Below are 21,148 nucleotides of genomic sequence, written 5' to 3'. Positions count from 1 at the left end.
CGCGCTCTGCGCGCGGGCGTGTAGGCCGATCCCACTGGCGCCACGCACGGGGGTGACGGCTCCTGCCGAGGCGCGAGAGGCCGTGCGGCTCGTCCTGTGAGGCCTCGTGGGGGTCACCACGGCGTCGACCGCAGCACGGCTCCGCACGGCGGGCACTGACAGACCAGCGGTGTCTCCAGCTGGACACCAGCACTCGTGTCGCACGTCGACCGGTCAGGCCGCCTGGCCGACCCCCTGCGACAGGCCGGCCGACGACTGCCCGCCGACCTGTTCACCCCGTGCTATGCATGAGGTATGACCGTCTCCCGCCGGGCAGCGCCGTCCGCGCCGAGTCCCCAGCTCAGGTCGGTGAGCCTCCGGGAGCAGGCACGGGAGGCGGTACGAACCCAGATCCTGCTGGGGGAGATCGAACCGGGGCGGGTGGAGAGCGTCATCAACGTGGCCGCAGCACTCGGTGTCTCGATCACCCCGGTCCGAGAAGCCATCATGGATCTCGCCAATCTCGGCATGGTGGAGGTCATCCGCAACCGCGGATTCCGGGTCCCGGTGCTCAGCGACCACGACCTCGACGAGATCTTCCGCCTGCGCACGATGGTGGAGGTGCCGGCCATGGCCGAGGTCGCTCAGGTCGTGGACAAGGCGATCCTGCCGCGGTTCCGGCAGCTCGCCGAGCAGGTCACCGATGCCGCACGCGACGGAGACCTCAGCGCCTTCCTCGAGTTGGACCGGCAGTTCCACCTCGGATTGCTCGAACTGCTGGGCAATCAGCGTCTCGTGGCCCTGGTCGGCCAGTTGCGTGACCAGGCCCGCATGCAGGGCCTGCAGAGACTGGCAGACCGAGGCGAGCTCACCCACTCCGGCGAGGAGCACATCGCCATCGTGGACGCCATCGAGTCGGGGAACGCCGAGCTGACCGCTGAACTCGTGCGCAAGCACCTCACCCACAGCCGTGGCATCTGGGCGGGCCGGACGGAGGAGGCCGGCTGAACCGAGCGACAGCACGTCCTGGTCGCGACCGCCTGGGCCGAGATGCGCGGCTCGAGGCCGGCAGCCGTGGGCGCACCGGACCACGTTGCCAGGCCGGAGCTCTGGGTCGCGCCCCTGGCCGGCTCCCCCGACTCCCCGGCATGGGGCGCTGGTCGTAGCAGGTGAGAACGTCACACCAGGCCCTCAGCTCATCGGAGTCCCCGTTCCACGACGGGTGCGAGGGCGGCAGGCCGCGCGGTCGCAGCTGGTCGGCCGTCCCGCCCGTCCGCCGCGGGAGTGTCGGTGCGCGCCCCGGTCGTCAGGTCTCAGGCACCAGCCGCAGACAGCCGTCCGTCCGTCGAGCAGGGTGTCGATCGCCGAACGGCTCATCCGGCCGACGATGAGGTCACCCTCCCGGTCCTGATCCGGGCACGGTGTTCGACGACGACCGGGCGCTGACCGATCAGCCGCGCCGGAGCACACGACCGAGGCGGGCGCCATGGAGCAGCGCCTGGTGGATCGTCCCGTCAGAGAGACAGCAGTCGGCCGCTCGGGACGGGCTCCCCGCGGTGCGTGGCGATCCGCGCCGAGCTCCACTGCACCTCGAGCTCGTCCTCCACCGTCCGCCGCAGCTCGAGCCGTCGACGCGACAGGGGCCTCTGCGGCCGATGCCGAGCAGCGTGCGAGCGGCGGCCGTCCCGATCCCCGACTGCAGCAGCGTTCGATCAGATCCAGCTGACGCCTGCAGATCCCGCTGGTCGAGTCCGGTGATCGTCGGAACGACCCGGCGATCGGTCTGCCTGGGGCGCGACCACGGTGGGCGCCGAGCCCACTTCCACACAGCCGCGTTCCCGCAGGTCACCACCCGTCACGACTGCGCCTCGGACCTGCCGACACAGCCGGTGGCGGTCCAGCACTCGGTGTGGTCGTCGGTGCAGGCCTGGACGGGCATTGACAGACGCCGACCCCCTCGACACCCTATACGTGACATTTAACACCTCACTGGCCCTCCAACCGATCCGCTCCCCCATCTACCGACCGGACCGGATTCGCCCATCCGATCGTCAGGGCCTGTGTGAGACCAGCCGGAGGACGCCCAGACGGGCCGCGTCCACATCGTCGAACAACGCCAGGCAGCGGAAGCACGGCAGACCCGTGCAGACGACAAGGGAGCCAGCATGTCTCAAGACCCCGTTGTGGAAGGCGCGTTCGAGGAAGCCGATACCCATCTCCACAAAGACATCGGTCTCTTCGGCCTGATCGCGCTCGCCGTCAGCGTCCAGGTGGGCTCTGCCTGGCTGTTGGCCACCCTCGCTGCGGTGAGCATCGCCGGGCCCGCCTCGATCCTCACCTGGGTGCTCGGCGCGGTGTTCTTCGGCATCATCGGGGTCTCGTGGATGGAGCTCGGCGCGATGCTCCCGCGCTCGGGGGCAGGCGTCCGCTACCCCCAGCTGACACACGGCGCGTTCCTCAGCTGGTTCAACGGCTGGGGCTATCTCATCGCGACGCTGACGCTACCGGTGATCGAGGTCCAGGCCGTCCTGACCTACCTCGGCGGCAACTGGCCAGGCCTCGGCTTCCTCGAGGAGCGGGAGGGCGCGACGGTCCTCTCGTGGCCGCGCGGCATCCTCGTCGGCTTCGTCCTGCTGTTCGTCTTCTTCGTCCTCAACTCCTTCGGGGCGAAGCTGCTGAGCGAGTCGAACAAGTACGTCACCATATGGAAGCTCGTCGTCCCCGTCACCACGGCACTTCTCATGTTCACCGCGTTCAACTCGGCGAACTTCACCATCGGCGGCGGGTTCGCCCCCCTGGGCGGCGGCACGATCTTGGGAGCCCTCGCGGGTGGTGGCATCGTCTTCGCCTACGCGGGTCTCCGGCAGATCCTCGACTTCGGCGGCGAGGTCGTGAACCCGCAACGCAACATCCCGATCGCGATCGTCGTCGGCGGCATCATCATCCCGCTGGTCATCTACATCCTGCTCCAGATCAGCTTCATCGGGGCGGTCGACTGGGCTGATGCCGGGGTGGCGCCCGGGAACTGGGCCGGGCTCCTGGAGAGCGGCTGGTCGTCGTCTCCGCTGCTCAACGCCGTCGTCGCGGCCGGCTTCACGTGGTTCTCGGTCGTCCTGCTCTCCGACGCCGCACTCTCACCGGCCGCCACCGGCTGGGTGTTCCTCGGCATCGGCACCCGGACGGTCTTCGGGATGTCGGTGAACGGCGAGCTGCCGAAGGTCTTCCAGCGGATCAACCGCTTCGGCACCCCGATCGTGGCCCTCGCCGCGTGCACCGCGGTCGGTCTGCTCTTCTTCTTCCCCGCGCCGAGCTGGTACCTCTTCGTCGGGATGGTCTCGATCGCCCTCACCCTCAGCTATGTGATGGGCGGACCGGTCTTGGCGGTGCTGCGGCGTACGGCACCGGACTTCCCGCGTCCGGTCAGGATCAGGGCGGCCTTCTTCTGGGCCCTGGCCGGGTACGTGGCGAGCCTGCTGCTCATCTACTTCGCCGGATGGGTGCCCCTGATCAACCTCTTCACCCTCGTGTTCTTCGCACTACCGCTCTACGGCGGCTACACCAGTGTGTTGAGGGGGTGGAGCCGGCCGGTCCCGAGCTGGCTGCTCTGCGCGGCGTTCACGGTCGCCTGGGTCGTCACCGCGGCCGGGGGTGGCTGGCTGTTCAGGATCGACCAGCAGCAGGCCCCGGGTGGTTGGGCGTTCCCGGCGTACTTCACCGCGATCGTGCTCATCGTCGCCGTGTTCATCGCGGTCCTCTATGCCGTGAGCACCGAGGTCGGCCGGCGACAGATCCGTGGCGGGACCTGGCTGGTCGCCACCATCCTCGTGATGCTGTTCATCGCCTACCTCGGCCAGTTCGGGCCGCTGGACAACCCGGTGCTCGACAATCCGGTCGACCTGATCGTCATGCTCGTGGTGGGTGCCGCTTCGTTCTTCTGGTCCGTGCGAGCGGGCGGTCCGACAGAGGAACTCCGGGAGATCCTCGAGGCCGAGGAAGAGTACGGACGCCGGCGCAGCCGCGCCGAGGTGACAGGACGTTGACCCCACGAGCGCGAGCGGTCCCGGAGCCGGGATGAGGGTCCGGGCCGCTCGCGCTCGTGGTCTCCGAGCCGCAGGTCGGCGTGCGTCTCGCGGAGGGCCGAACTGCACGGAGGCAACGACGCGGACAGCGCAGCGTGGTGTCGGCTCGGGTGTGATCGGGTCGGGAACCGCCTACCGGGTGGTGGACCTTCCGCGAGACGCTCGGGCGTGAACCGGCCGAGAGCGCCGTGCACGTGTCCGAGTCGGCGCCGGCCCGTCTGCACGTCGTCGTGCGCCCCCGGCCCGGCGAGTCGCTCCGCGAGCCCGACCAGACCGAGCTGGAGGCCGGGTCGCGGCCACGGTCCGATCCTGGGACGACGACCTGCTCGACGCGGCCCGGCAGGAGCTGACGTGGCGCCAGGTGGCCGTGGTCCGAGCCCTGGTGCGCTCCCTGCGCCGGACCGGCCTGTCCTACGGCCTCGACCACGTCGCGGGCCTCCTCGTGTCCGAGGCCGCGACGACCCGGCTCCTCGCCAGCCTGTTCGAGGCCCGCTTCGACCCCCACCGGCGTCCGGATGAGCGGGAGCGTGCCGTGCTGGCGGTGCAGGAGAGGACCCGGGCGGCGCTGGACAACCGTGCGCGGCCTGGACGCCGACCGGATCCTGCGCGCACTCCTGTCCGCCGTCAGCGCCGTCCTGCGGACGAACGCCTCCCAGCGGGGAGCCGCCGGCGAGCCCCCGGAGCACCTGTCCTCCGAGCTCGCGCCCGCCCAGGTCGCCGGGGTGCCCGAGCCCCGGCCGGGGTACGAGATCCGGGTGCACAACCCCGGATGGAGGCGTGCACCTGCGCTTCGGCGAGGTGGCCCGCGCCCCCGGGAGATCGTCACCACGATCCTGGTCAACCGCGTGATCGCCTCCGCCGGGATCACGTTCGCCTTCCGGGCCGCAGAGGAGACGGGCGCCGACGCCACCGAGGTTGTGCGGGCGCAGGCTGTCTCCACGGAGTGTTCGACCTGGAGGTGCGGCGGGCGGCGGCCGAGGCGATGGACGGACGCGCGCCGGCGGACGTACCGGCCAGGCTGCGGCACCAGCACCAGCGACCACTCGATCGAGCCGTGCGGTGGTTCCTCACGCCCGCCCGGAGGTGATCGACGTCCTCCGCGCGGCAGAGCGGTTCGGCCCGGTCGTCCGCGAGCTGAGCGAGCAGGTTCCCGACCCGCTGCTCGGCCAGGACCTCGACCACGTCCAGGACGTGGCCGGCCGGTTCACCGCGGGGCGCGTCGACGCGCCGACTCCTGCTGCGGACCTCGCAACGCAGTCGGAGCCTGCCCTTGACAGGAGGTTCCCCAGACGAGCATCCCGTGTAAGGTATTACACATTCCACCGACTCCCGGCTCACGAACGGCGTCGGCACCGAGCTCCTGCCTCACGAGGAGTACAGCGATGACAGGGAACACGGTGGTCGTCGGCGCGGGCGTGGTCGGACTGGCCACCGCCTACCGGCTCGCTCGGGACGGCCTCGCAGTCACCGTCGTGGACGCGGCCCACAGCGGGGCCGGAGCCTCGGTCAACAACGCCGGGTGGGTCGTGCCGATCATGTCCACCCCCGTGCCGGCACCGGGGATGCTGGGGCAGGCGCTGCGGTGGATGGTGCGGAAGGACAGTCCCCTGTACGTCCGCCCCTCCCCCCGCCCCGAGCACGTGCGCTTCATGGTCGGCATGCTGCGCCACTCCAATGCCGAGGACTTCCACCGCGGCGTCGAAGCCCTCGTATCCCTCAACGAACGAACTCTCGCCCTGTTCGACGACTACGGACGAGACGGCGTGCGATTCGAGGACCACCGCACAGGCCACCTCCTGGTCTTCCACACCCGGAGGACCCTGGACGCCTACCGGGCGGACACAGCTCTCATGCAGCGCATCGGCCACACCGCCGTCCCCCTCTCCGGCGACGAGCTCAGGGACCTTGAACCCGCGCTCGGTGCACACGTGCAGGCCGGCCTGCGCTGTCCGCAGGAACGGCACGTGGACCCGGCCAGTCTCGTCAGAGGCCTGGAGCAGCGCTGCCGTGAACTCGGAGTCCGGTTCCTGCACCACAGCCCAGTGACCGACATCCGCTTCCGGGGCCCGGTGGCGACCTCGATCCTCGCGGGCGGCGAGGAGGTCCCCGGTGACCTCTTCGTCCTCGCGGCGGGCGTCCACACCGGCCCGTTGTCACGGCTGGCCGGATTCCCTCTCCCCATCCGGCCGGGTAAGGGATACGGGTTCGACGACGCCAGTGGCTCGGTCACGCTGCGGCACTCGGTGTACCTCGGCGAGGCGAAGGTGGCCGTCACACCGCTGTCGGACCGGCTGCGGTTCGCCGGGACGATGGAGTTCGGCAGCTCGGATGCGACCGTCGACCCGTATCGACTGCGGGGGATCGTCCGCTCGGCCCACGAGTACCTGCCCGGCTTCCCGGCGACGGCACAGCCGCAGGGCTGGACCGGATTGCGTCCGATGACCCCCGACGGGCTGCCGGTCATCGGGCGACTCCCGGGTCGGGACAACGTCCTCGTCGCCAGCGGTCACGGCATGCTCGGGGTGACCCTGGCGCCCGTGACCGCGGAGATCATCTCCGCGCAGGTCGCAGGCGGTGAGCAGGCTGCCGGGATCGCCTCCATCGCCCACCCCTTCGCCCCGCAACGCTTCGCATCGCGGCGTCGTCGAGCTGTGGCGGGCGGTCGAGGCGGCCGCCGCGTCCTGCCCGTTCTCGCCAGGTGACCCCGATGTCCACCGCGACACCCGGTCTCCCGCACGAGGCAACGCACCCATCGCCCGGTAGGTCGGAGACCCAGCCGGGCGTTCCTCCCCCGCGCCGGCCAGCCATCCCACCTCCCGCGTGACGCGCGGGGTCGAGGTGCTGCCCGGACGAGCGACAGCGGTCCACGCCACCGCCGGCGGCCGCGACGACCTCAGGGGCCGGCTCTCGACCGAGCCGCGTCGAGACGGCGAGCAGCGCCCGGAGAACCTCGCGAGGAGAGGCCCGCAGCCCGCTCCGCCTCACTGCAGGAACACCGGAGGTCCACCGTCCAGCCTCGGCACATGGCTCGACAGGAACCCCGGCCGGTGGCCGTCACCGCCCGCGCAGCTGCTGAGAGCGTCCCTCACACGCCCGCCGCACCGACGACGTGCACGGGCACGACGGCGGCCGGACCGGGAGCGGCGGGCGCCGGTGCCCGGACACCTCGCCTCCGTCGGGCCGCGCCGAGACCGTCAGGAGCGGCCGCGGAGGGTCCGGTCCAGGTGGCGCAGCAGCTCCCCGATGCGCCCGCCGCCCGGCGGGGCGGCGGGGTAGCGGCCCAGCACGTCGACGACGGACGGCGTCGCGTACCGGCCGGCCCGTTCGACGTGGCGGACGCCGACGTCCGGGGCGTCGCCCGCGGCGAGCTCGGCCGCCCGCGCCGCGTGCGCCGCCGCCCCCAGGACGTGCTTCACCTGGCCGGCGTCGGCCAGCGGGTGCAGGTAGGCCGCCGACGCCGCGACCATCGCGGCCCGCGCCGCGTGTCCCACCGCCGGGTCGCCGGCCTCCCGGGCCGCCCGCTGCGCCGCCCACGCGGTGTCGCGCAGCAGCTTGCCGCGTCGGCCCCCTCGGGCGAACGCCTCCGCGGCCTCGACCGCCTCGCGCGGCCGCGGGTCGTCCGGGTGCGCCGCCGTGAAGACCGCCAGCACCTCCCGCGCGCAGCAGGCGGCGAACGCGGCCACCGCACGCAGGTCCTCCGCGCTCAGCTCGATCTCGCGGTTCCCGTCGGCCACGGGTGCCACCCTCACCCACCACCGGCGCCCCCGGGAGGCCGGTGCCCGCGGCGGCGTCAGGAGACGACGGTGCGGACGAACCGGGTGACGCCGTCGTGCACGTTGACGTAGGCGTAGCGCTGGGCGCTGGAGTAGACGGCGTGGTCGCCGGGGGCGAGCTCGACCGGACCCTCGTCCCGCTCGATCCGCAGCCTGCCCGCGGTGGCGACGACCATCTCGTGCCATCCCGCCGGGTCCGGCTCGGCGTCGTAGCGCTCGCCGGCGCCGAGCACCCAGGACCACAGCTGCGCCTCGCTGCGGGCCGGCACGCTGCCGAGCAGCACCGCCTCGCTCTCCGGCGCCGATCCGCGCCAGGCCACCGCGCCGATGTCACGCGAGGACGCCGCGGGCGGGCGGACCAGGTCGACGAAGGTCGCCCCCAGCGCATCGGCGAGGCGGTCGAGGCCGGAGAGGCTGACGTTGGCCTCGCCGGCCTCGAGGTTGATGATCGTCCGCCGGCTGAGGCCCGACGCCTCGGCCAGCGTCGACTGGCTCAGGCCGGCGGCCTGGCGGAGCCGCCGGAGGTTCTCCCCGACGTGGACGAGCACGTCCCGGCGCGCGGCTTGCACGTGCAGGATCTTACACATACCTTGTGCAACATGCTGCACTCCGCCGACTCCGCCACAGCACCTCGTCGGCCGTCGCTGCGGTTCAGCCGGCAGGAGCTCGCGCTCGTGGGCGTCACCGCGGTCTGGGGTGCCACGTTCCTCGTCGTCCACCTCGCCGTGCAGCACAGCGGGCCACTGCTCTTCGTCGGCGTGCGGTTCCTCACCGCCGGCCTGGTCAGCCTGGTCGTGTTCCGCCGGACCCTGCACGGGCTCACCCGGCGCGAGCTCGCGGCCGGCGCGGCCATCGGCGTGACCATCTTCCTCGGCTACGGCCTGCAGACCGTGGGCCTGCAGACGATCCCCAGCAGCACGTCGGCCTTCCTCACCGCGCTCTACGTCCCGATCGTGCCGCTGCTGCAGTGGGCCGTGTTCCGCCGCCCACCCGCGCCGGCGGCCCTGGCCGGGGTGGCGCTCGCCTTCGGCGGGCTGGTGCTGCTCGCCGGGCCCGGCGCCACGGGGCTCACGCTCAGCGCCGGGGAGGTCGTGACGCTGGTCAGCACCGTGGCGATCGCCGCGGAGATCGTCCTCATCGGCCGGTTCGCGGGCACGGTCGACCTCGGCCGGGTCACGGTCGTGCAGCTGCTCGTCGGCGGCGGCCTCTCGCTGGCGGCGGTGCCCGTGGCCGGGGAGGCGGTGCCGCCGTTCTCGTGGGCGTGGCTGCTGGCCGCGGTCGGGCTCGGGGCCGCGAGCTGCCTCATCCAGGTCACCATGAACTGGGCGCAGCAGTCGGTGTCCCCGACCCGGGCGACGGTGATCTACGCCGGTGAGCCGGTGTGGGGCGGGATCGTCGGCCGCCTGGCCGGTGACCGGCTGCCCGGTCTCGCGGTCGCCGGCGCCGCGCTGATCGTCGCGGGCGTGCTCGTCAGCGAGCTGAAGCCGCGCCCCCGGGAGCGGCGCGGGAGGTGGCGCGGCGACCGGCCGGCGCCCGGCACCGCCGCCCGGCCCGTGGGTGAGCCCTCCTGACGGCTCTCGCCCGCGTCAGTCGGCCCGGCGGACCACGTGGGCGCCGCCGAGCGGGTCGACGGCGAAGCCGCGGACGGCGAGGACGTCGGCCAGGGTCTGGCTTCATCGCCTGCTGCACCAGCGCGTGCGCGATGTCGCCGTGGACCTGCTCGACGCCCATCCGGTCGTGCTGCAGCCAGCTGACGACGATGCCGCCGAGCACGGGCTCGGGGAGCAGGCAGGCCCCGCCGGTCCCGGCGGCGTCGTGCAGGCCCAGCCCGGCCTCGCAGAGGGCCGCGGTCACCTCGACGACGAGGGTGCCCAGGTCGGCGTCGTCGTCGGACAGGACGGCGTCCCACTCCTCGGGCAGCCGGTCGAGCTGCTCCCCGAGGTGCGCCAGCCACGCCCCGTCCTGCGGCGACGGCCGCCGGGTGACGACGCCGTCCGCGCGGCGGGCCCCGTGCACCAGCCGGACCCCCTCCTCGTGCGCGCCGGCCGCCCAGCCGGCCTCGGCCCGGTCGGCGAACGGCCCGGCGACGACCCGCTCCGGGGCGCCCTCACCGCCGGCGACGAGCCACCAGCCCTGCCGGACACCGCCGACGAGCACCTCACCACCGGACCGCGCGCTGACGCCGCTCACCATGACCACCCCCGAGATCGCACCGGCCGGCGGGGAAGTCGCCGGCCCTGCCCCGGTCCGGTTCCCGTCCGCAGGCAGTGACGAAACGGTAGGGCCGCGTGTCCCGCCGGACGCCCGGCCGGGACGGGCCGGGACGCCCACGTGCACGGATCGTTGCCGGAGCCCCGATCGGAGCCGGTGACCCGCCGTCCGGACCCGCCACTTGTCGACCGTCCCGGCCCTGGCCGAGCGTGGCGGGGCGCCGGACCGGGGCGGTGACCCCGTCGCGGCCACGGCGCGACCGGCGTGTCGCCGGGAGCCCGCCCACCGTGTCGTCGAGAGTCCACCCGCCAGGCCGCACGGCCCGCGGCCGGACGGCGGGCATGATCCGGGCCCGGCCGGTGTTGCCTCCGGTGGTCCGCGGGTTCCTCGTGTCGACCTCACCTCCCGTGCCGACCGAAGGACACCCCCTGCCCGAGACCGTCCCCCCGCAGTCCCCCGCCCGCCGTCGCCGGCGGCCGCCCGCCGGCGAGCGCCCGGCGACCGCCCCCGACCGCGCCCCCGACCGCGCCGCTGACCGCGAGGCCGACCGTGCGGCCGCCCGCGAGGAGCGCCGCGCCCAGCAGTCGTGGGTCGAGGGCGCCGCACCGGAGCTGCCGGTCCGCGCCACCCCGCCGGAGCGGGTGGTCTTCCACCTCGGCCCGACCAACTCCGGCAAGACGTACGAGTCGCTGCAGGCGCTGGCCGCCACCGGCTCCGGCGTCTACGCCGCACCACTGCGCCAGCTCGCGCACGAGGCCTACGCCACCCTGGCCGCGCAGCTGCCCGCCGGCACCGTGGGCCTGTCCACCGGCGAGGAGGAGATCGACCCCCAGGCGCCGGTGGTCTGCTGCACCGTGGAGAAGGCCCCGCTGCGCGGCGAGCTGCTGGTGCTCGACGAGTCGCACTGGGTCGCCGACCCCGAGCGCGGCCACTCCTGGGCGCGGCTGCTGCTCACCGGCGAGTACCGCGAGATGCACCTGGTCTCCGCCGCCGAGGCGCACCCGCTGCTGGCGCCGCTGGTGGCCGACGCCGAGCGGGTCGAGGTCGTGCACCACCAGCGGCTGTCGCGGCTCGACGTGCTGCCCGCCCCCGTCCGCCCCACCGGCGTCCGACCGCAGACGCTCGTCGTCGCGTTCTCCCGCAAGACCGTCTACGCCGTCGCCGCCGAGCTCGACCGGCGCCGGCCCGGCCGGGTCGGCGTCCTCTACGGGGCGCTCCCCCCGGCCACCCGGCGCGAGGTCATCGAGCGGTTCGCCACCGGCGAGCTCGACGTCCTGGTGACCACCGACGTCATCGGGCACGGCATCAACGTGCCGGCCCGCACGGTCCTGTTCGCCGAGACGACGAAGTTCGACGGCACCGAGCTGCGCCCGCTGCGCAGCTGGGAGGCCGCCCAGATCGCCGGGCGGGCCGGCCGCTACGGCCTCACGGCGCACGGCACGGTCGGCGTCCTGACCGGCGTCCCGGGCCTCCGGCCGGCCGCCGCGCTCGTGGCCGCCGGTGCCGCCGTGGCCCGCGGCGACCAGCCGAGCGACCTGCCCCGGCGGGCGCCGCGGCTGCGCCCCGAGCTCGAGGACCTCGGCGCCTTCGAGGCGGTCGACCTGCCCGAGGCCCTCGTCCGGTGGCAGGCCTGGGCCCGCGCGGCCACCCGCGACGAGGCGATGACGCCGGACGACGTCACCGGCCTGGTGCTGCGGGTGCAGGCGCTGCTGCCGCTGCTGCGCGGACCGCTCGGCGCCGCCGGCGACCTGCACACCGTCTGGCGGCTGGTCAACCTGGCCATCGACTACAGCCCCCCGCGCCGGACCCGCTGGCTGGTGCTGGCCCGGGCCGCGCTGCGGCACGCGGCCGGCCTGCCCGTCCCCCCGGAGCTCGTGCTGCCCGACGTCCCGGTCGGCGGCTCGGTCGAGGCGTACGAGCAGGCCGCCGCGGCCGCCCGCGACGCCCAGACGCTGCTGCGCCAGTTCCCCGGGGTCGCCGGCCTCTCCGGCGACGACGCCGCCTGGGTCGAGGAGGAGTGCGCCGAGGCGATCAGCGAGCTGCTCCCGGACGCCATCGCGATCAGCCGGTCGGCCCGGTGCGCCGAGTGCGGCACCGCGATCGCGCCCTGGTTCAGCACCTGCCGCCCGTGCAGCGCGCCCCGCGGCCACGGCTCCTCCGCCGGCCACCACGGCGGCCGGGACACGGGCCGGGACACGGGGCGGGACACGGGGCGGGACGGTGGCCGGGGTCACGGCCGGGGCAGCCGTCCCGGCTCCCGGTCGGGCTCCCGGCAGGGGCGGCGCCCCACCCGCAGCGGCCGCGGCTGACCCTCCGCCGGGGTGGCCGATCCCCGAGGGGTCAGGCCTCCGGGGGCTCGCCGTCGGCGAGCAGGCGGTCGTAGACGAGGGCGGCGAGGACGCCCCCGACGGTCGGGGCCAGCAGGTAGACCCACAGCGACGAGAGCTTGCCGGCCAGCAGGTCCGGGCCGAAGGCGCGCGCCGGGTTGACCGCGCCGCCGGTCAGCGGTCCCGCGGCGAAGATGCCGGCGGCCAGCGCGAAGCCCACGGCCACCGGCGCGATCGCGGCCTGGGCGCGGTCGTCGGTGGCCACGGACACCACGACGAGCACCAGGACGAAGGTCACCAGCGCCTCGACCAGGAACGCCCGGCCCGCCGAGACGCCCTCCAGCGGAACGGTGGCGCCCAGCCGGCCCCGGTCGCGGGCCGCGCCGCCGTAGACCAGCCATGTCACCGCCGCGCCGGCGAGACCGCCCGCCAGCTGGGCGACGACGTAGGCGCCGGCGGCCGGCCAGGGGAAGCGCCGGGTCGCGGCCAGGCCCAGCGTCACCGCGGGGTTGAGGTGGCACCCCGAGACGTGCCCGAGGGCGGCGGCCAGCGCGGTCAGCGTGAGGCCGAAGGCGAGGACGACGGCCAGCGAGTCGTACGAGGCCCGTCCGGTGGCGGCGCCGGCCACCGCGGTGCTGGTCCCGACGAACACGAGGATCGCCGTCCCGAGGAACTCGGTGAGCGCCGGGCGCCCGATCCTCGTCCCGATCCTGCTCCCGTACAGACCGGTGGTCGCGGTCGTCCGCGCAGTCGTGCTGGATGACATCTCGTTCCCCGTTCCGGCGGCGCACCCGCGCCGTCCACGGCGAGGCCCGGTAGCCAGTCCCCCTCGGGAGCAAACGGACCGGTCCGTCCCGATCCGGCGGCGGGAACGGGCCGGTCAGCGCTCCGGCGCGGCGGGCGCCCGGGACGCGGCGGGGTCGCCGGCGTCGACCGGCGCGGCGGGCTCGGCACGCTGCACCGGCGTCCCGACGACGCCGTGCAGGTGGCAGGCGGCGGCGTGGCCCGGCGCGGAGCCCACCGGCTGCAGCGCCGGGTCGACGTCGGGGCAGGGCGCGAAGACGTCGGGGCAGCGGGTGCGGAAGCGGCAGCCGCTCGGCACCCGGGACGGCGAGGGGACGTCGCCGCGCAGGACGATCCGCTGCCGCGAGCGCTCCAGCGCCGGGTGCGGCAGCGGCACCGCCGACAGCAGCGCCCGCGTGTAGGGCATCTGCGGGTCGGCGGCGACGGCGGCGGCCGGCCCGACCTCGACGACCCGCCCGAGGTACATGACCGCGATCCGGTCGGACACGTGCCGCACCGCCGACAGGTCGTGGGAGATGAACAGCAGCGTGAGCCCCAGCTGCCGCTGCAGCCGGCGCAGCAGGTTGAGCACCTGCGCCTGCACGCTGACGTCGAGCGAGGCGATCGCCTCGTCGCAGACCAGGAAGTCCGGCTCGCCGGCCAGCGCGCGGGCGATGCCGACCCGCTGCCGCTGCCCGCCGGAGAACTCGTGCGGGTAGCGGTCGGCCACCGCCGGGTCCAGGCCGACCAGCTCCAGCAGCTCGCGCACCCGCGCGGCCCGCGCCTGCCGGCCGGGGTGCAGGCCGTGCACCTCCAGGGGCTCGCCCACCGTCTGGGCCACGGTGCGCCGCGGGTCGAGCGAGGCGAACGGGTCCTGGAACACCATCCCGGCCCGCCGGCGCAGGTCGCGCAGCTCCCTCCGGGACATCCGGCTGACGTCGGCGCCGCCGAAGGTGACCGTCCCGCCGGTCGGCGGCACCAGCCGCAGCAGCGCGTTGCCCAGCGTGGACTTCCCGCAGCCGGACTCCCCGACCAGCCCCAGCGTCTCGCCGCGGTGCACGTCGAGGTCGACGCCGTCGACGGCGCGCAGCACGCCGGTGGTGCGGCGCAGCAGCCCGCCGGCCCGGATCGGGAAGTGCACCTCCAGCCCGCGGGCCGAGACGAGCACCTCCGGTTCCGACCGCGACGTCACGACGCCTCCTCCTCCGCGCACCACGTGGCCGCCCGGTGCGGCAGCCTCCGCCCGCCGGTGCCGACGACGGCCAGCGGCGGCTGCTCGGTCTCGCAGCGGGCGTCCCCCCGCACCGGGCAGCGGGGCCAGAACACGCAGCCGGCGGGCAGGTCGGTGGGCGGCGGCGGGGTCCCGGGGATGGTCGCCAGGTCCTGGTCGGCGCCGGTGGCCAGGTCGGGCAGCGCGCCGAGCAGGCCACGGGTGTAGGGGTGCACCGGCCGCTCGAGGACGTCGTCGACCGTGCCGTCCTCCACGCACCGGCCGCCGTACACGACCAGCACCCGGTCGGCGATGCCGGCCACGACGCCGAGGTCGTGGGTGATCCAGATGACGCCGGTGCCGTGCTCGGTCCGCAGCCGCTCGACCAGGTCGAGGATCTGCGCCTGCACGGTGACGTCCAGGGCGGTGGTGGCCTCGTCGGCCACCAGCAGCCCCGGCGAGTTCGACAGCGCGATGGCGATGACCACCCGCTGCCGCATGCCGCCGGAGAGCTCGTGGGGGTAGCGGTCCACCGCCCGCACGGGGTCGGGCAGGCCCACCTCGCCGAGCAGCTCGACGGCGCGCCGCCGGGCGGCGGCCCTGGACGGCGAGCCGTGCGCGCGCAGGCCCTCGGTGAGCTGCCGGCCCACGGTGAGCACGGGGTTCAGCGAGGTCATCGGGTCCTGGAACACCATGCCGACGCCGGGGCCGCGCACCTGGCGCAACCGCTCGGGCGCCATGGTCAGCAGGTCCTCGCCGTGCAGCAGCGCCCGGCCGGTCACCGTCGCCGTCCGCGGGGGCAGCAGCCCCACGAGCGCGAGCACCGAGACGCTCTTGCCGCTGCCGGACTCCCCGACGACGGCGACGGTCTCCCCCGCGCCGACGGTGTAGGAGAGCCCGTTCACCACGTGCGCCGTCCCCCGCGGGGTGCGCAGGTCGACCCGCAGGTCCTCGACCTCCAGCACCGGCGCCGTCACCGGCCGCCCCCGGCCATCAGCGTGCGCTGCCGCGGGTCCAGGACGTCGCGCAGCCCGTCGCCGAGCAGGTTGAAGCACAGCACCGTCACCACGATCGCCAGGCCGGGGAAGACCGTGTACCACCACGCCTGGTCGATGAAGCCGCGGCCGTCGGCGAGCATCAGCCCCCACGACGGGCTGGGCCGGCGCGGGCCCAGGCCGAGGAAGGACAGCGCCGCCTCGGCCAGCACCGCGAAGGCCAGGCTGATCGAGGTCTGCACGATGATCGGCGGCGCCGCGTTGGGCAGCACGTGCCGGGTGATCAGCCGCCAGTCCGAGGCCCCCACCGACCGCGAGGCCCGCACGTAGACCTCCTCGCGGACGCCGAGCACGCTGGCGCGCGTCACCCGGGCGAAGATCGGCACGTAGACGATCCCGATGGCGAGGATCGCGTTGCCCGGCCCGGCGCCGCGGATGGCCACGATGGCGATGGCCAGCAGCACGGCGGGGAAGGCGAAGACCACGTCCATGACCCGCATGAGGACGTCGTCGACCCACCGGCCGTAGAAGCCGGCGAGCAGGCCGATCAGCGTGCCCACCACCAGCGCGAACGCGACGGAGGCGAACCCGACCCGCAGTGACGTCGCCGCGCCCAGGACGACCCGGCTGAGCACGTCGCGGCCGAACTCGTCGGTGCCGAACGGGTGCGCCCAGCTGGGCGGCTGCAGCTGCAGCGACGGGTCCTGGTCGTTGGGTCCGTCGGGCGCCAGCGTCTCGTCGAAGACCGCCATCAGCACGATCAGCACGAGGACGACGGCCGAGACCGCGGCGGTGGGGTTGCGGGCCAGCAGGCCCAGCGTCTCCCGCCAGCGCGGCCGGGGCGGGGCCACGGTGGGCAGCGGCCCGGACGGCGGCCCGGACGGCGGCTCGGACGGCGGCGGTGCGGCCGGGGTGGCGCCCGGCGTCGGCAGCTGCGTCATCGGCGGGCGATCCTCGGGTCGATGCGGCTGTAGAGCAGGTCCACCAGCAGGTTGATGACCAGGAAGACGAGGGCGAAGAGCAGCACCGCGCCCTGCAGCACCGGGAAGTCGCGGTCGCGCACCGCCTGGTAGGCCAGCTGCCCGAGCCCCGGCCAGGAGAAGACGATCTCGACGACGACGACGCCCGAGAGCAGGTAGGCCAGCTGCACGCCGGTCACCGTGACCAGCGGCAGCAGCGCGTTGCGCAGCACGTGCCAGGTGAGCACCTGCCGGGTGGGCACGCCCTTGGCCTGCGCCGTCCGCACGTGGTCCGAGCCCAGCGCCTCGAGCATGCTCGACCGGACGAACCGGGTGATCACCGAGCCGGAGACGACGCCGGTGGCCACCGCGGGCAGCACCAGGCGCTGCAGCCAGCCCAGCGGGTCCTCGGTGATCGGGACGTAGCCGCCCGAGGGCAGCACGCCCAGCGTCCCGGCGAAGACCAGGATCAGCATGATCGACAGCCAGAAGTCCGGCACGGAGATGCCGAACTGGCTGACGACGGTGGCCACCCGGTCGACCAGCGAGCGCGGGTGCAGCGCGGAGAGCATGCCCAGCGGCAGCGCGATGACCAGCGCCACCACCAGCGCGGCGAGCGCCAGGGTCAGCGTGGCCGGCAGCCGCTCGGCGATCAGCGAGGTGACCGTCTCGCCGCTGCGGAAGCTGACCCCCAGGTCACCGGTGACCGCCCGCCCGGCCCAGGTGAGGTACTGCTGGAGCAGGGGCAGGTCCAGCCCGCTGCGCTCCCGCAGGGCGTCGTAGGTCTCCTGGGAGAACCGGGTGCCCAGGGCCAGGCGGACCGGGTCGCCGGGCACCAGGTGGATCAGCGAGAAGACCAGGACGCTCACGCCGGCCAGGACGACGAGGGCCTGGCCGGCCCGCCGGAGCAGGTACCCGGTCAGGGCAGCTGCACCGTCTCGAAGTTGATCGCCGCGTCGGCCCGCACCTGGTAGCCGGTCAGCCCCGGCACCCAGGCCTGCACCTCGTCGGGGTTGTAGAGGTACAGGTAGGAGACGTCGTCGACGATGGTCCGCGCCGCCTGGTCGTAGAGGTCCTTGCGGGCGGCCGGGTCGACCTCGGTGGCGGCCCGGGTCAGCAGGTCGTCGACCTGGGGGTTGCTGTACTTCTGGTAGTTGCTGCCCCCGCTGGACAGGTGCTGGTTCTCGTAGAAGTCGGCCGGGTCGATGTTGCCGATCCAGCTGAGCATGAACGCGTCGAAGTCACCCTGGGACTCGCGGTCCAGCCAGGTGGCGAAGTCCTCCTCCTGGATCTCCACCTCGATCCCGATCGGCTCCAGCTGACTGGCGATGACCTGGGCGGCGGCGACGGTCTCGGGGTACTCGTCGGTGACCATCAGGCCCATCGTGATCGGCGTCTGCACGCCGGCCTGCTCCAGCAGCTGGCGGGCGGCGTCCTGGTCGGGCGTGAACGGCGCGTAGTCGAGGTACCAGGGGCTGCCCTCGGGGATCGCCGTCTGGTTGGTCTGCGCCGCGCCGAAGCGGGCGGCCTGGGTGACCTCGTCGCGGTCGACCGCGGTGGCGATCGCCCGGCGCACGTCCCGGTTGTCGAACGGCGGGACCTGGTAGTTCATCGACATGTAGAAGTACTCGACGCTGGTGACCGAGCCGAGCTCGACCTCCTCGTCGCTCGACAGGTCCTCGACGTTCTGCGGCGGGACGTTGTCGGTCCACTGCACCTCGCCGTTGCGCAGCGCGGTGAGCGCGGAGCTGGCCTCGGGGACGTAGCGGAACTCGACGCCGTCGATGCTTGGCGCGCCGCCCCAGTAGTCCGCGAAGGCGGTCAGCACGGTGCCGTTGGCGTCGGAGCTCTCCAACCGGAAGGGCCCGGTGCCGTTGGCCTCGGTCTTCAGGTCGAACTCGTCGGCGGCGTTCTCCGACAGGATCGCCATGCCCTTGAACGACCCGATGAGCTCGAGCAGGTTCGGCGTCGGCCGGGTGACGGTGAGGACGACGGTGCGCGGGTCGGGCGCGGTGACGTCGGCGACCGTGGCGAACCGGTAGGCGTTGGCCAGGTCCTCGTCGATGATGCGCCGGTAGCTGTAGACGACGTCGGCGGAGTCGAACTCGCTGCCGTCGTGGAAGGTGACGCCGTCGCGCAGGGTGAACGTCCAGGTCAGACCGTCGGGACTCGTCGTCCACGACTCGGCCAGGCTCGGCTGCATCGTGAGGTCCTCGGCGCTGGGGACGACGAGGGTGTCGTAGACGTTCTCCAGCACCTGGAAGCTCGCGTAGGCGTTGGTGACGTGCGGGTCGAACTGGTCGGGCTGGGCGCTGACCGCCGCGACCAGCGTGTTCTCGCCCCCGCCGCCGCCCCCGCCGGTGTCGACGCTCTCGCCGCCCCCACCGCAGGCGGAGAGGAACAGCGCCGCGGCAGCGGCCAGGGGCAGGAACCGGTTGGCGCGCACGGGACCTCCACAGGTCGGCGGTGTCGTCCGTCCCGACCCTGGCCCGGCCGGACGGGTCCCGCAGGTCGGGGCGGTGATCGTGACGCGCCCGTGACCGGCCCGTCACGCCTCCCCGAGCGTCGCCCGCCGCAGCTGCTCGAGGTCGCACTTGGGCACCCGCTCGGCGCTCAGCAGCCCGTTGACCTCCTGGTAGGTGTCGGTCAGCTGCGTCCAGCACGCCCCGGCCAGCGCGCTGCTCGCGTGCACCGCCGCCCACTGGTCGCGGTAGCGAGCCAGCAGGTCCTCCGGGGAGCGGGCGTCGGCGTAGCCCCAGCCTCCGTCCTCCGCCGAGCGCAGCGCCACGCCGCCGAACTCCGAGAGGACGACGGTGCGCCCGGCGATCCCCGCCCGGTCGAGGTCGGTGAGGCGGCCGTCGGGCCGCCGTCCGGTCGCGGCGCGCTCGACGTCCTCGCGGGTGGCGTAGCGGGCGGCGAGCGCGGCGGGGTCCTGCGCGTAGTCGTGGACGCCGAGGATCCCGCCGCCGAGGGCCTCCCAGCCGTCGTTGGCCGAGACCGGGCGGGTGCCGTCGAGGGCGTCCGCGGTGGCGGCGAGGGCCCGGATCAGCCCGCGCTGGCGCCGGTCGGTGGCCGCCTCCTGCACGCCCCACGACTCGTTGAGCGGCACCCACGCGACGACGCTCGGGTGGCCGCGGTGCGCGGCGACCACCTCGGGCCACTCGCGCAGCAGGCGGGCGGCCGCCGTCGGCCCCGGGCGGTAGGCCGAGGGCATCTCCGCCCAGACCAGCAGCCCCATCCGGTCGGCGAGGGCGAGCCAGCGCGGGTCCTCGGTCTTCTGGTGCTTGCGGGCGCCGGTGAACCCGAGCGCGCGGGTGAGCTCCAGGTCCCGCCGCAGCGCCGCGACGTCGGGCGGGGTGGCGCCGGTGGCCGGCCAGTAACCCTGGTCGAGGACCAGCCGCTGCGGCACGGGGTGGCCGTTGACCAGCAGGTGCCCGTCCTCGGCGGCCACCGAGCGCAGCGCCGTGTAGCCGGCCACCTCGTCGAGCACCTCGCCGCCGTCGGTCACCAGCGCCAGCTCGGCGTCGAGGAGGACCGGGCGGTGCGGCTCCCAGGTCAGGTGCCAGCGGTCGTCGGTGCCGCCCTCCCCCACCTGCAGGGTCCGCTCGACCACGGCGCCGTCGACCCGCACGACGTCGTCGGCCAGCAGCCGGTCGCCGGCCCGCAGCCGCAGGTGCAGCCGGGCGCCGCGGACCGGGACCGAGAGCTCCACGCGGACGTCGACGCGCAGCGTGTGCGGGTCGCCGTGCCACACGACGTCGGCGACGTGCGCGCGGGACACCTGCTCGAGCCACGGCGTGCGCCAGATGCCGGTCGTGCGCGGGTAGAAGATCTCGTGCGGCTCGTCCCGCCAGTCCTGCTTGCCGCGCGGCGCCTCGAGGTCGCGCGGGTCGTCGTCGGCCCGGACGACGAGGTCCGCGCCGCCCTCCCCCAGGTGCTCGGTGACGTCGACGCGGAAGGGGGTGTAACCGCCCTCGTGGGAGGCGACGTGCGCGCCGCCGACCCAGACGTCGCAGACGCGGTCCACCGCGGAGAAGTTCAGCACGGTGCGGCGGTCGCCGGCGCGGCCCGGCAGCGGGCGGCGGTACCAGGCGCGGTGCAGCGGGCCGGTCCAGTGCACGCCGCTCGCCGGGGTCTCCGGCGCGTAGGGCACCCGGATGCGGCGGTCGAAGGCGACGCTGCCGACCGTGGCGGCCAGGTCGGGGTCGGCGGCGAACTGCCACTCCCCCTCCAGCGACGTCCACGGCCGGCGCAGCAGCGGGCGGGGGTGGGCGGTCGGGTCCATCGGGTCGTCGCGGTGGTCCACCTCCCCACCTCACCGGAGACGGGGACTCCTCGCAGAGCGGCGGCCGTCGGCCCCGGCACGACGGCCGCCGCCGGGCTGCCCCGGCTACCCGGCCGCTCGACGTCGCCGGCCGCCGACGACGAGGGCGGCCGGCGACGCTGAGCGCCACCAGGCCCGCGACGGCGGGCACCGCGACGTCCGCCCCGGTGGAGGCCAGCGCGCTCCCCTCCTGCGGCGCCGCCGTGGTGCCCGGGGTGCCGTCCTCCTGGCGCACCGCCGTGCCGAGGACCCGCCGAGAGAGGGATAGGACCTGCACGCGGACTCCTCGCGCGGGCCCGGGGCGCCGGGCGCGGGGCCCGGGACGTCCGGGCACGCCGGTCCGGAACCAGGGCGTCCGGTGGCGCCACCCGGGCTCCGACGGTGTCGCGGCGGTCCGTGGCCGAGTCGTCATGAGCGTGCGTCCGGCCCGGTCAGGGCGACGTCAGAGGTCACCGACCCGGCACACCGCGGTTCGTGCAGACCTGCCCGGACGGCCGGCCGGACCGGC

16 protein-coding genes and 2 pseudogenes are annotated in these 21,148 nt (G+C 74.6%); 8 read left to right on the top strand and 10 right to left on the bottom strand.

Going from position 1 to position 21,148, the window contains the following annotated elements:
- The first annotated feature begins 348 nt into the window (after positions 1 to 348).
- The 6 genes and pseudogenes from ACU616_RS09745 to ACU616_RS09720 all read left to right on the top strand — a co-directional run bounded on the left by ACU616_RS09745 (position 349) and on the right by ACU616_RS09720 (position 6,760).
- Positions 349 to 987, top strand: coding sequence for a GntR family transcriptional regulator (locus ACU616_RS09745; RefSeq protein ID WP_446758269.1), 639 nt, complete (start codon positions 349 to 351; stop codon positions 985 to 987).
- A gap of 1,157 nt (positions 988 to 2,144) precedes the next feature.
- Complete coding sequence (locus ACU616_RS09740; RefSeq protein ID WP_446758268.1) at positions 2,145 to 4,019, top strand: APC family permease; 1,875 nt, start codon at positions 2,145 to 2,147, stop codon at positions 4,017 to 4,019.
- A gap of 203 nt (positions 4,020 to 4,222) precedes the next feature.
- Positions 4,223 to 4,408, top strand: a pseudogene (locus ACU616_RS09735) (hypothetical protein); the annotation flags it as partial.
- A pseudogene (locus ACU616_RS09730) lies at positions 4,381 to 4,548 on the top strand (hypothetical protein); the annotation flags it as partial. The pseudogenes ACU616_RS09735 and ACU616_RS09730, both read left to right, overlap by 28 nt.
- Positions 4,549 to 4,573: 25 nt before the next feature.
- The gene (locus tag ACU616_RS09725; RefSeq protein ID WP_446758267.1) at positions 4,574 to 5,332 is read left to right on the top strand and encodes an NAD-glutamate dehydrogenase domain-containing protein; all 759 of its coding nucleotides are present in this window, start codon (positions 4,574 to 4,576) and stop codon (positions 5,330 to 5,332) included.
- 108 nt (positions 5,333 to 5,440) lie between these two features.
- A complete protein-coding gene (locus ACU616_RS09720; RefSeq protein WP_446758266.1) occupies positions 5,441 to 6,760 on the top strand; it encodes an NAD(P)/FAD-dependent oxidoreductase in 1,320 nt (439 codons plus the stop codon).
- Positions 6,761 to 7,252: 492 nt separating this feature from the next.
- On the opposite strand, the gene ACU616_RS09715 is transcribed toward ACU616_RS09720, so the two are convergent.
- Both ACU616_RS09715 and ACU616_RS09710 read right to left on the bottom strand, forming a co-directional pair.
- A complete protein-coding gene (locus ACU616_RS09715) occupies positions 7,253 to 7,792 on the bottom strand; it encodes a putative immunity protein (RefSeq protein ID WP_446758265.1) in 540 nt (179 codons plus the stop codon).
- A 56-nt stretch (positions 7,793 to 7,848) separates the two neighbouring features.
- On the bottom strand, positions 7,849 to 8,400 hold the full coding sequence (locus tag ACU616_RS09710) for a helix-turn-helix domain-containing protein (protein WP_446758264.1): 552 nt from the start codon (positions 8,398 to 8,400) through the stop codon (positions 7,849 to 7,851).
- A 30-nt stretch (positions 8,401 to 8,430) separates the two neighbouring features.
- Here ACU616_RS09710 and ACU616_RS09705 point away from each other — a divergent pair, with 30 nt between their 5' ends.
- Positions 8,431 to 9,402, top strand: coding sequence for a DMT family transporter (locus tag ACU616_RS09705; protein WP_446758263.1), 972 nt, complete (start codon positions 8,431 to 8,433; stop codon positions 9,400 to 9,402).
- Here ACU616_RS09705 and ACU616_RS09700 read toward each other — a convergent pair.
- A complete protein-coding gene (locus tag ACU616_RS09700) occupies positions 9,302 to 10,021 on the bottom strand; it encodes a hypothetical protein (protein WP_446758262.1) in 720 nt (239 codons plus the stop codon). The two genes, ACU616_RS09705 and ACU616_RS09700, sit on opposite strands and share 101 nt — an antisense overlap.
- 428 nt (positions 10,022 to 10,449) lie before the next feature.
- Here ACU616_RS09700 and ACU616_RS09695 point away from each other — a divergent pair, with 428 nt between their 5' ends.
- The gene (locus ACU616_RS09695) at positions 10,450 to 12,351 is read left to right on the top strand and encodes a helicase-related protein (protein ID WP_446758261.1); all 1,902 of its coding nucleotides are present in this window, start codon (positions 10,450 to 10,452) and stop codon (positions 12,349 to 12,351) included.
- 31 nt (positions 12,352 to 12,382) lie between these two features.
- Here the strand turns inward: ACU616_RS09695 and ACU616_RS09690 are convergent, their stop codons facing one another.
- From ACU616_RS09690 to ACU616_RS09660, 7 genes are all read right to left on the bottom strand, one after another.
- Positions 12,383 to 13,135 carry an MIP/aquaporin family protein gene (locus ACU616_RS09690; RefSeq protein ID WP_446758260.1) on the bottom strand — a complete coding sequence of 251 codons (753 nt, stop codon included), beginning with the start codon at positions 13,133 to 13,135 and terminating at the stop codon, positions 12,383 to 12,385.
- A gap of 114 nt (positions 13,136 to 13,249) precedes the next feature.
- On the bottom strand, positions 13,250 to 14,344 hold the full coding sequence (locus ACU616_RS09685; RefSeq protein ID WP_446758259.1) for an ABC transporter ATP-binding protein: 1,095 nt from the start codon (positions 14,342 to 14,344) through the stop codon (positions 13,250 to 13,252).
- The gene (locus tag ACU616_RS09680; RefSeq protein WP_446758258.1) at positions 14,341 to 15,339 is read right to left on the bottom strand and encodes an ABC transporter ATP-binding protein; all 999 of its coding nucleotides are present in this window, start codon (positions 15,337 to 15,339) and stop codon (positions 14,341 to 14,343) included. The genes ACU616_RS09685 and ACU616_RS09680 overlap by 4 nt, the downstream gene beginning before the upstream one ends.
- Entirely contained in the window at positions 15,336 to 16,298 is a 963-nt protein-coding gene (locus tag ACU616_RS09675; RefSeq protein ID WP_446758257.1) for an ABC transporter permease, read from the bottom strand. Before ACU616_RS09675 ends, ACU616_RS09680 begins: the two co-directional genes overlap by 4 nt.
- The gene (locus ACU616_RS09670; RefSeq protein WP_446761465.1) at positions 16,295 to 17,227 is read right to left on the bottom strand and encodes an ABC transporter permease; all 933 of its coding nucleotides are present in this window, start codon (positions 17,225 to 17,227) and stop codon (positions 16,295 to 16,297) included. Before ACU616_RS09670 ends, ACU616_RS09675 begins: the two co-directional genes overlap by 4 nt.
- A gap of 8 nt (positions 17,228 to 17,235) precedes the next feature.
- Positions 17,236 to 18,762, bottom strand: a complete 1,527-nt coding sequence (locus ACU616_RS09665; protein ID WP_446758256.1) for an ABC transporter substrate-binding protein — start codon at positions 18,760 to 18,762, stop codon at positions 17,236 to 17,238.
- 102 nt (positions 18,763 to 18,864) lie between these two features.
- Positions 18,865 to 20,622 (bottom strand): glycoside hydrolase family 2 protein, encoded by a 1,758-nt coding sequence (locus tag ACU616_RS09660; RefSeq protein ID WP_446758255.1) that lies wholly within the window; start codon positions 20,620 to 20,622, stop codon positions 18,865 to 18,867.
- Between the last annotated feature and the right edge of the window lie 526 nt (positions 20,623 to 21,148).

Source organism: Geodermatophilus sp. URMC 62, assembly GCF_052931475.1.
The sequence above is the reverse complement of the archived record's forward strand: the minus strand, read 5'-3'. Positions and strand labels throughout refer to the sequence as shown.

Excerpts from the sequence above, each read along its gene's own strand:
- ACU616_RS09740 (WP_446758268.1), top strand. The coding sequence starts at position 2,145 with ATGTCTCAAGACCCCGTTGTGGAAGGCGCGTTCGAGGAAGCCGATACC.
- ACU616_RS09690 (WP_446758260.1), bottom strand. The coding sequence starts at position 13,135 with ATGTCATCCAGCACGACTGCGCGGACGACCGCGACCACCGGTCTGTAC.
- ACU616_RS09675 (WP_446758257.1), bottom strand. The coding sequence starts at position 16,298 with ATGACGCAGCTGCCGACGCCGGGCGCCACCCCGGCCGCACCGCCGCCG.
- ACU616_RS09720 (WP_446758266.1), top strand. The coding sequence starts at position 5,441 with ATGACAGGGAACACGGTGGTCGTCGGCGCGGGCGTGGTCGGACTGGCC.
- ACU616_RS09705 (WP_446758263.1), top strand. The coding sequence starts at position 8,431 with ATGCTGCACTCCGCCGACTCCGCCACAGCACCTCGTCGGCCGTCGCTG.
- ACU616_RS09725 (WP_446758267.1), top strand. The coding sequence starts at position 4,574 with ATGAGCGGGAGCGTGCCGTGCTGGCGGTGCAGGAGAGGACCCGGGCGG.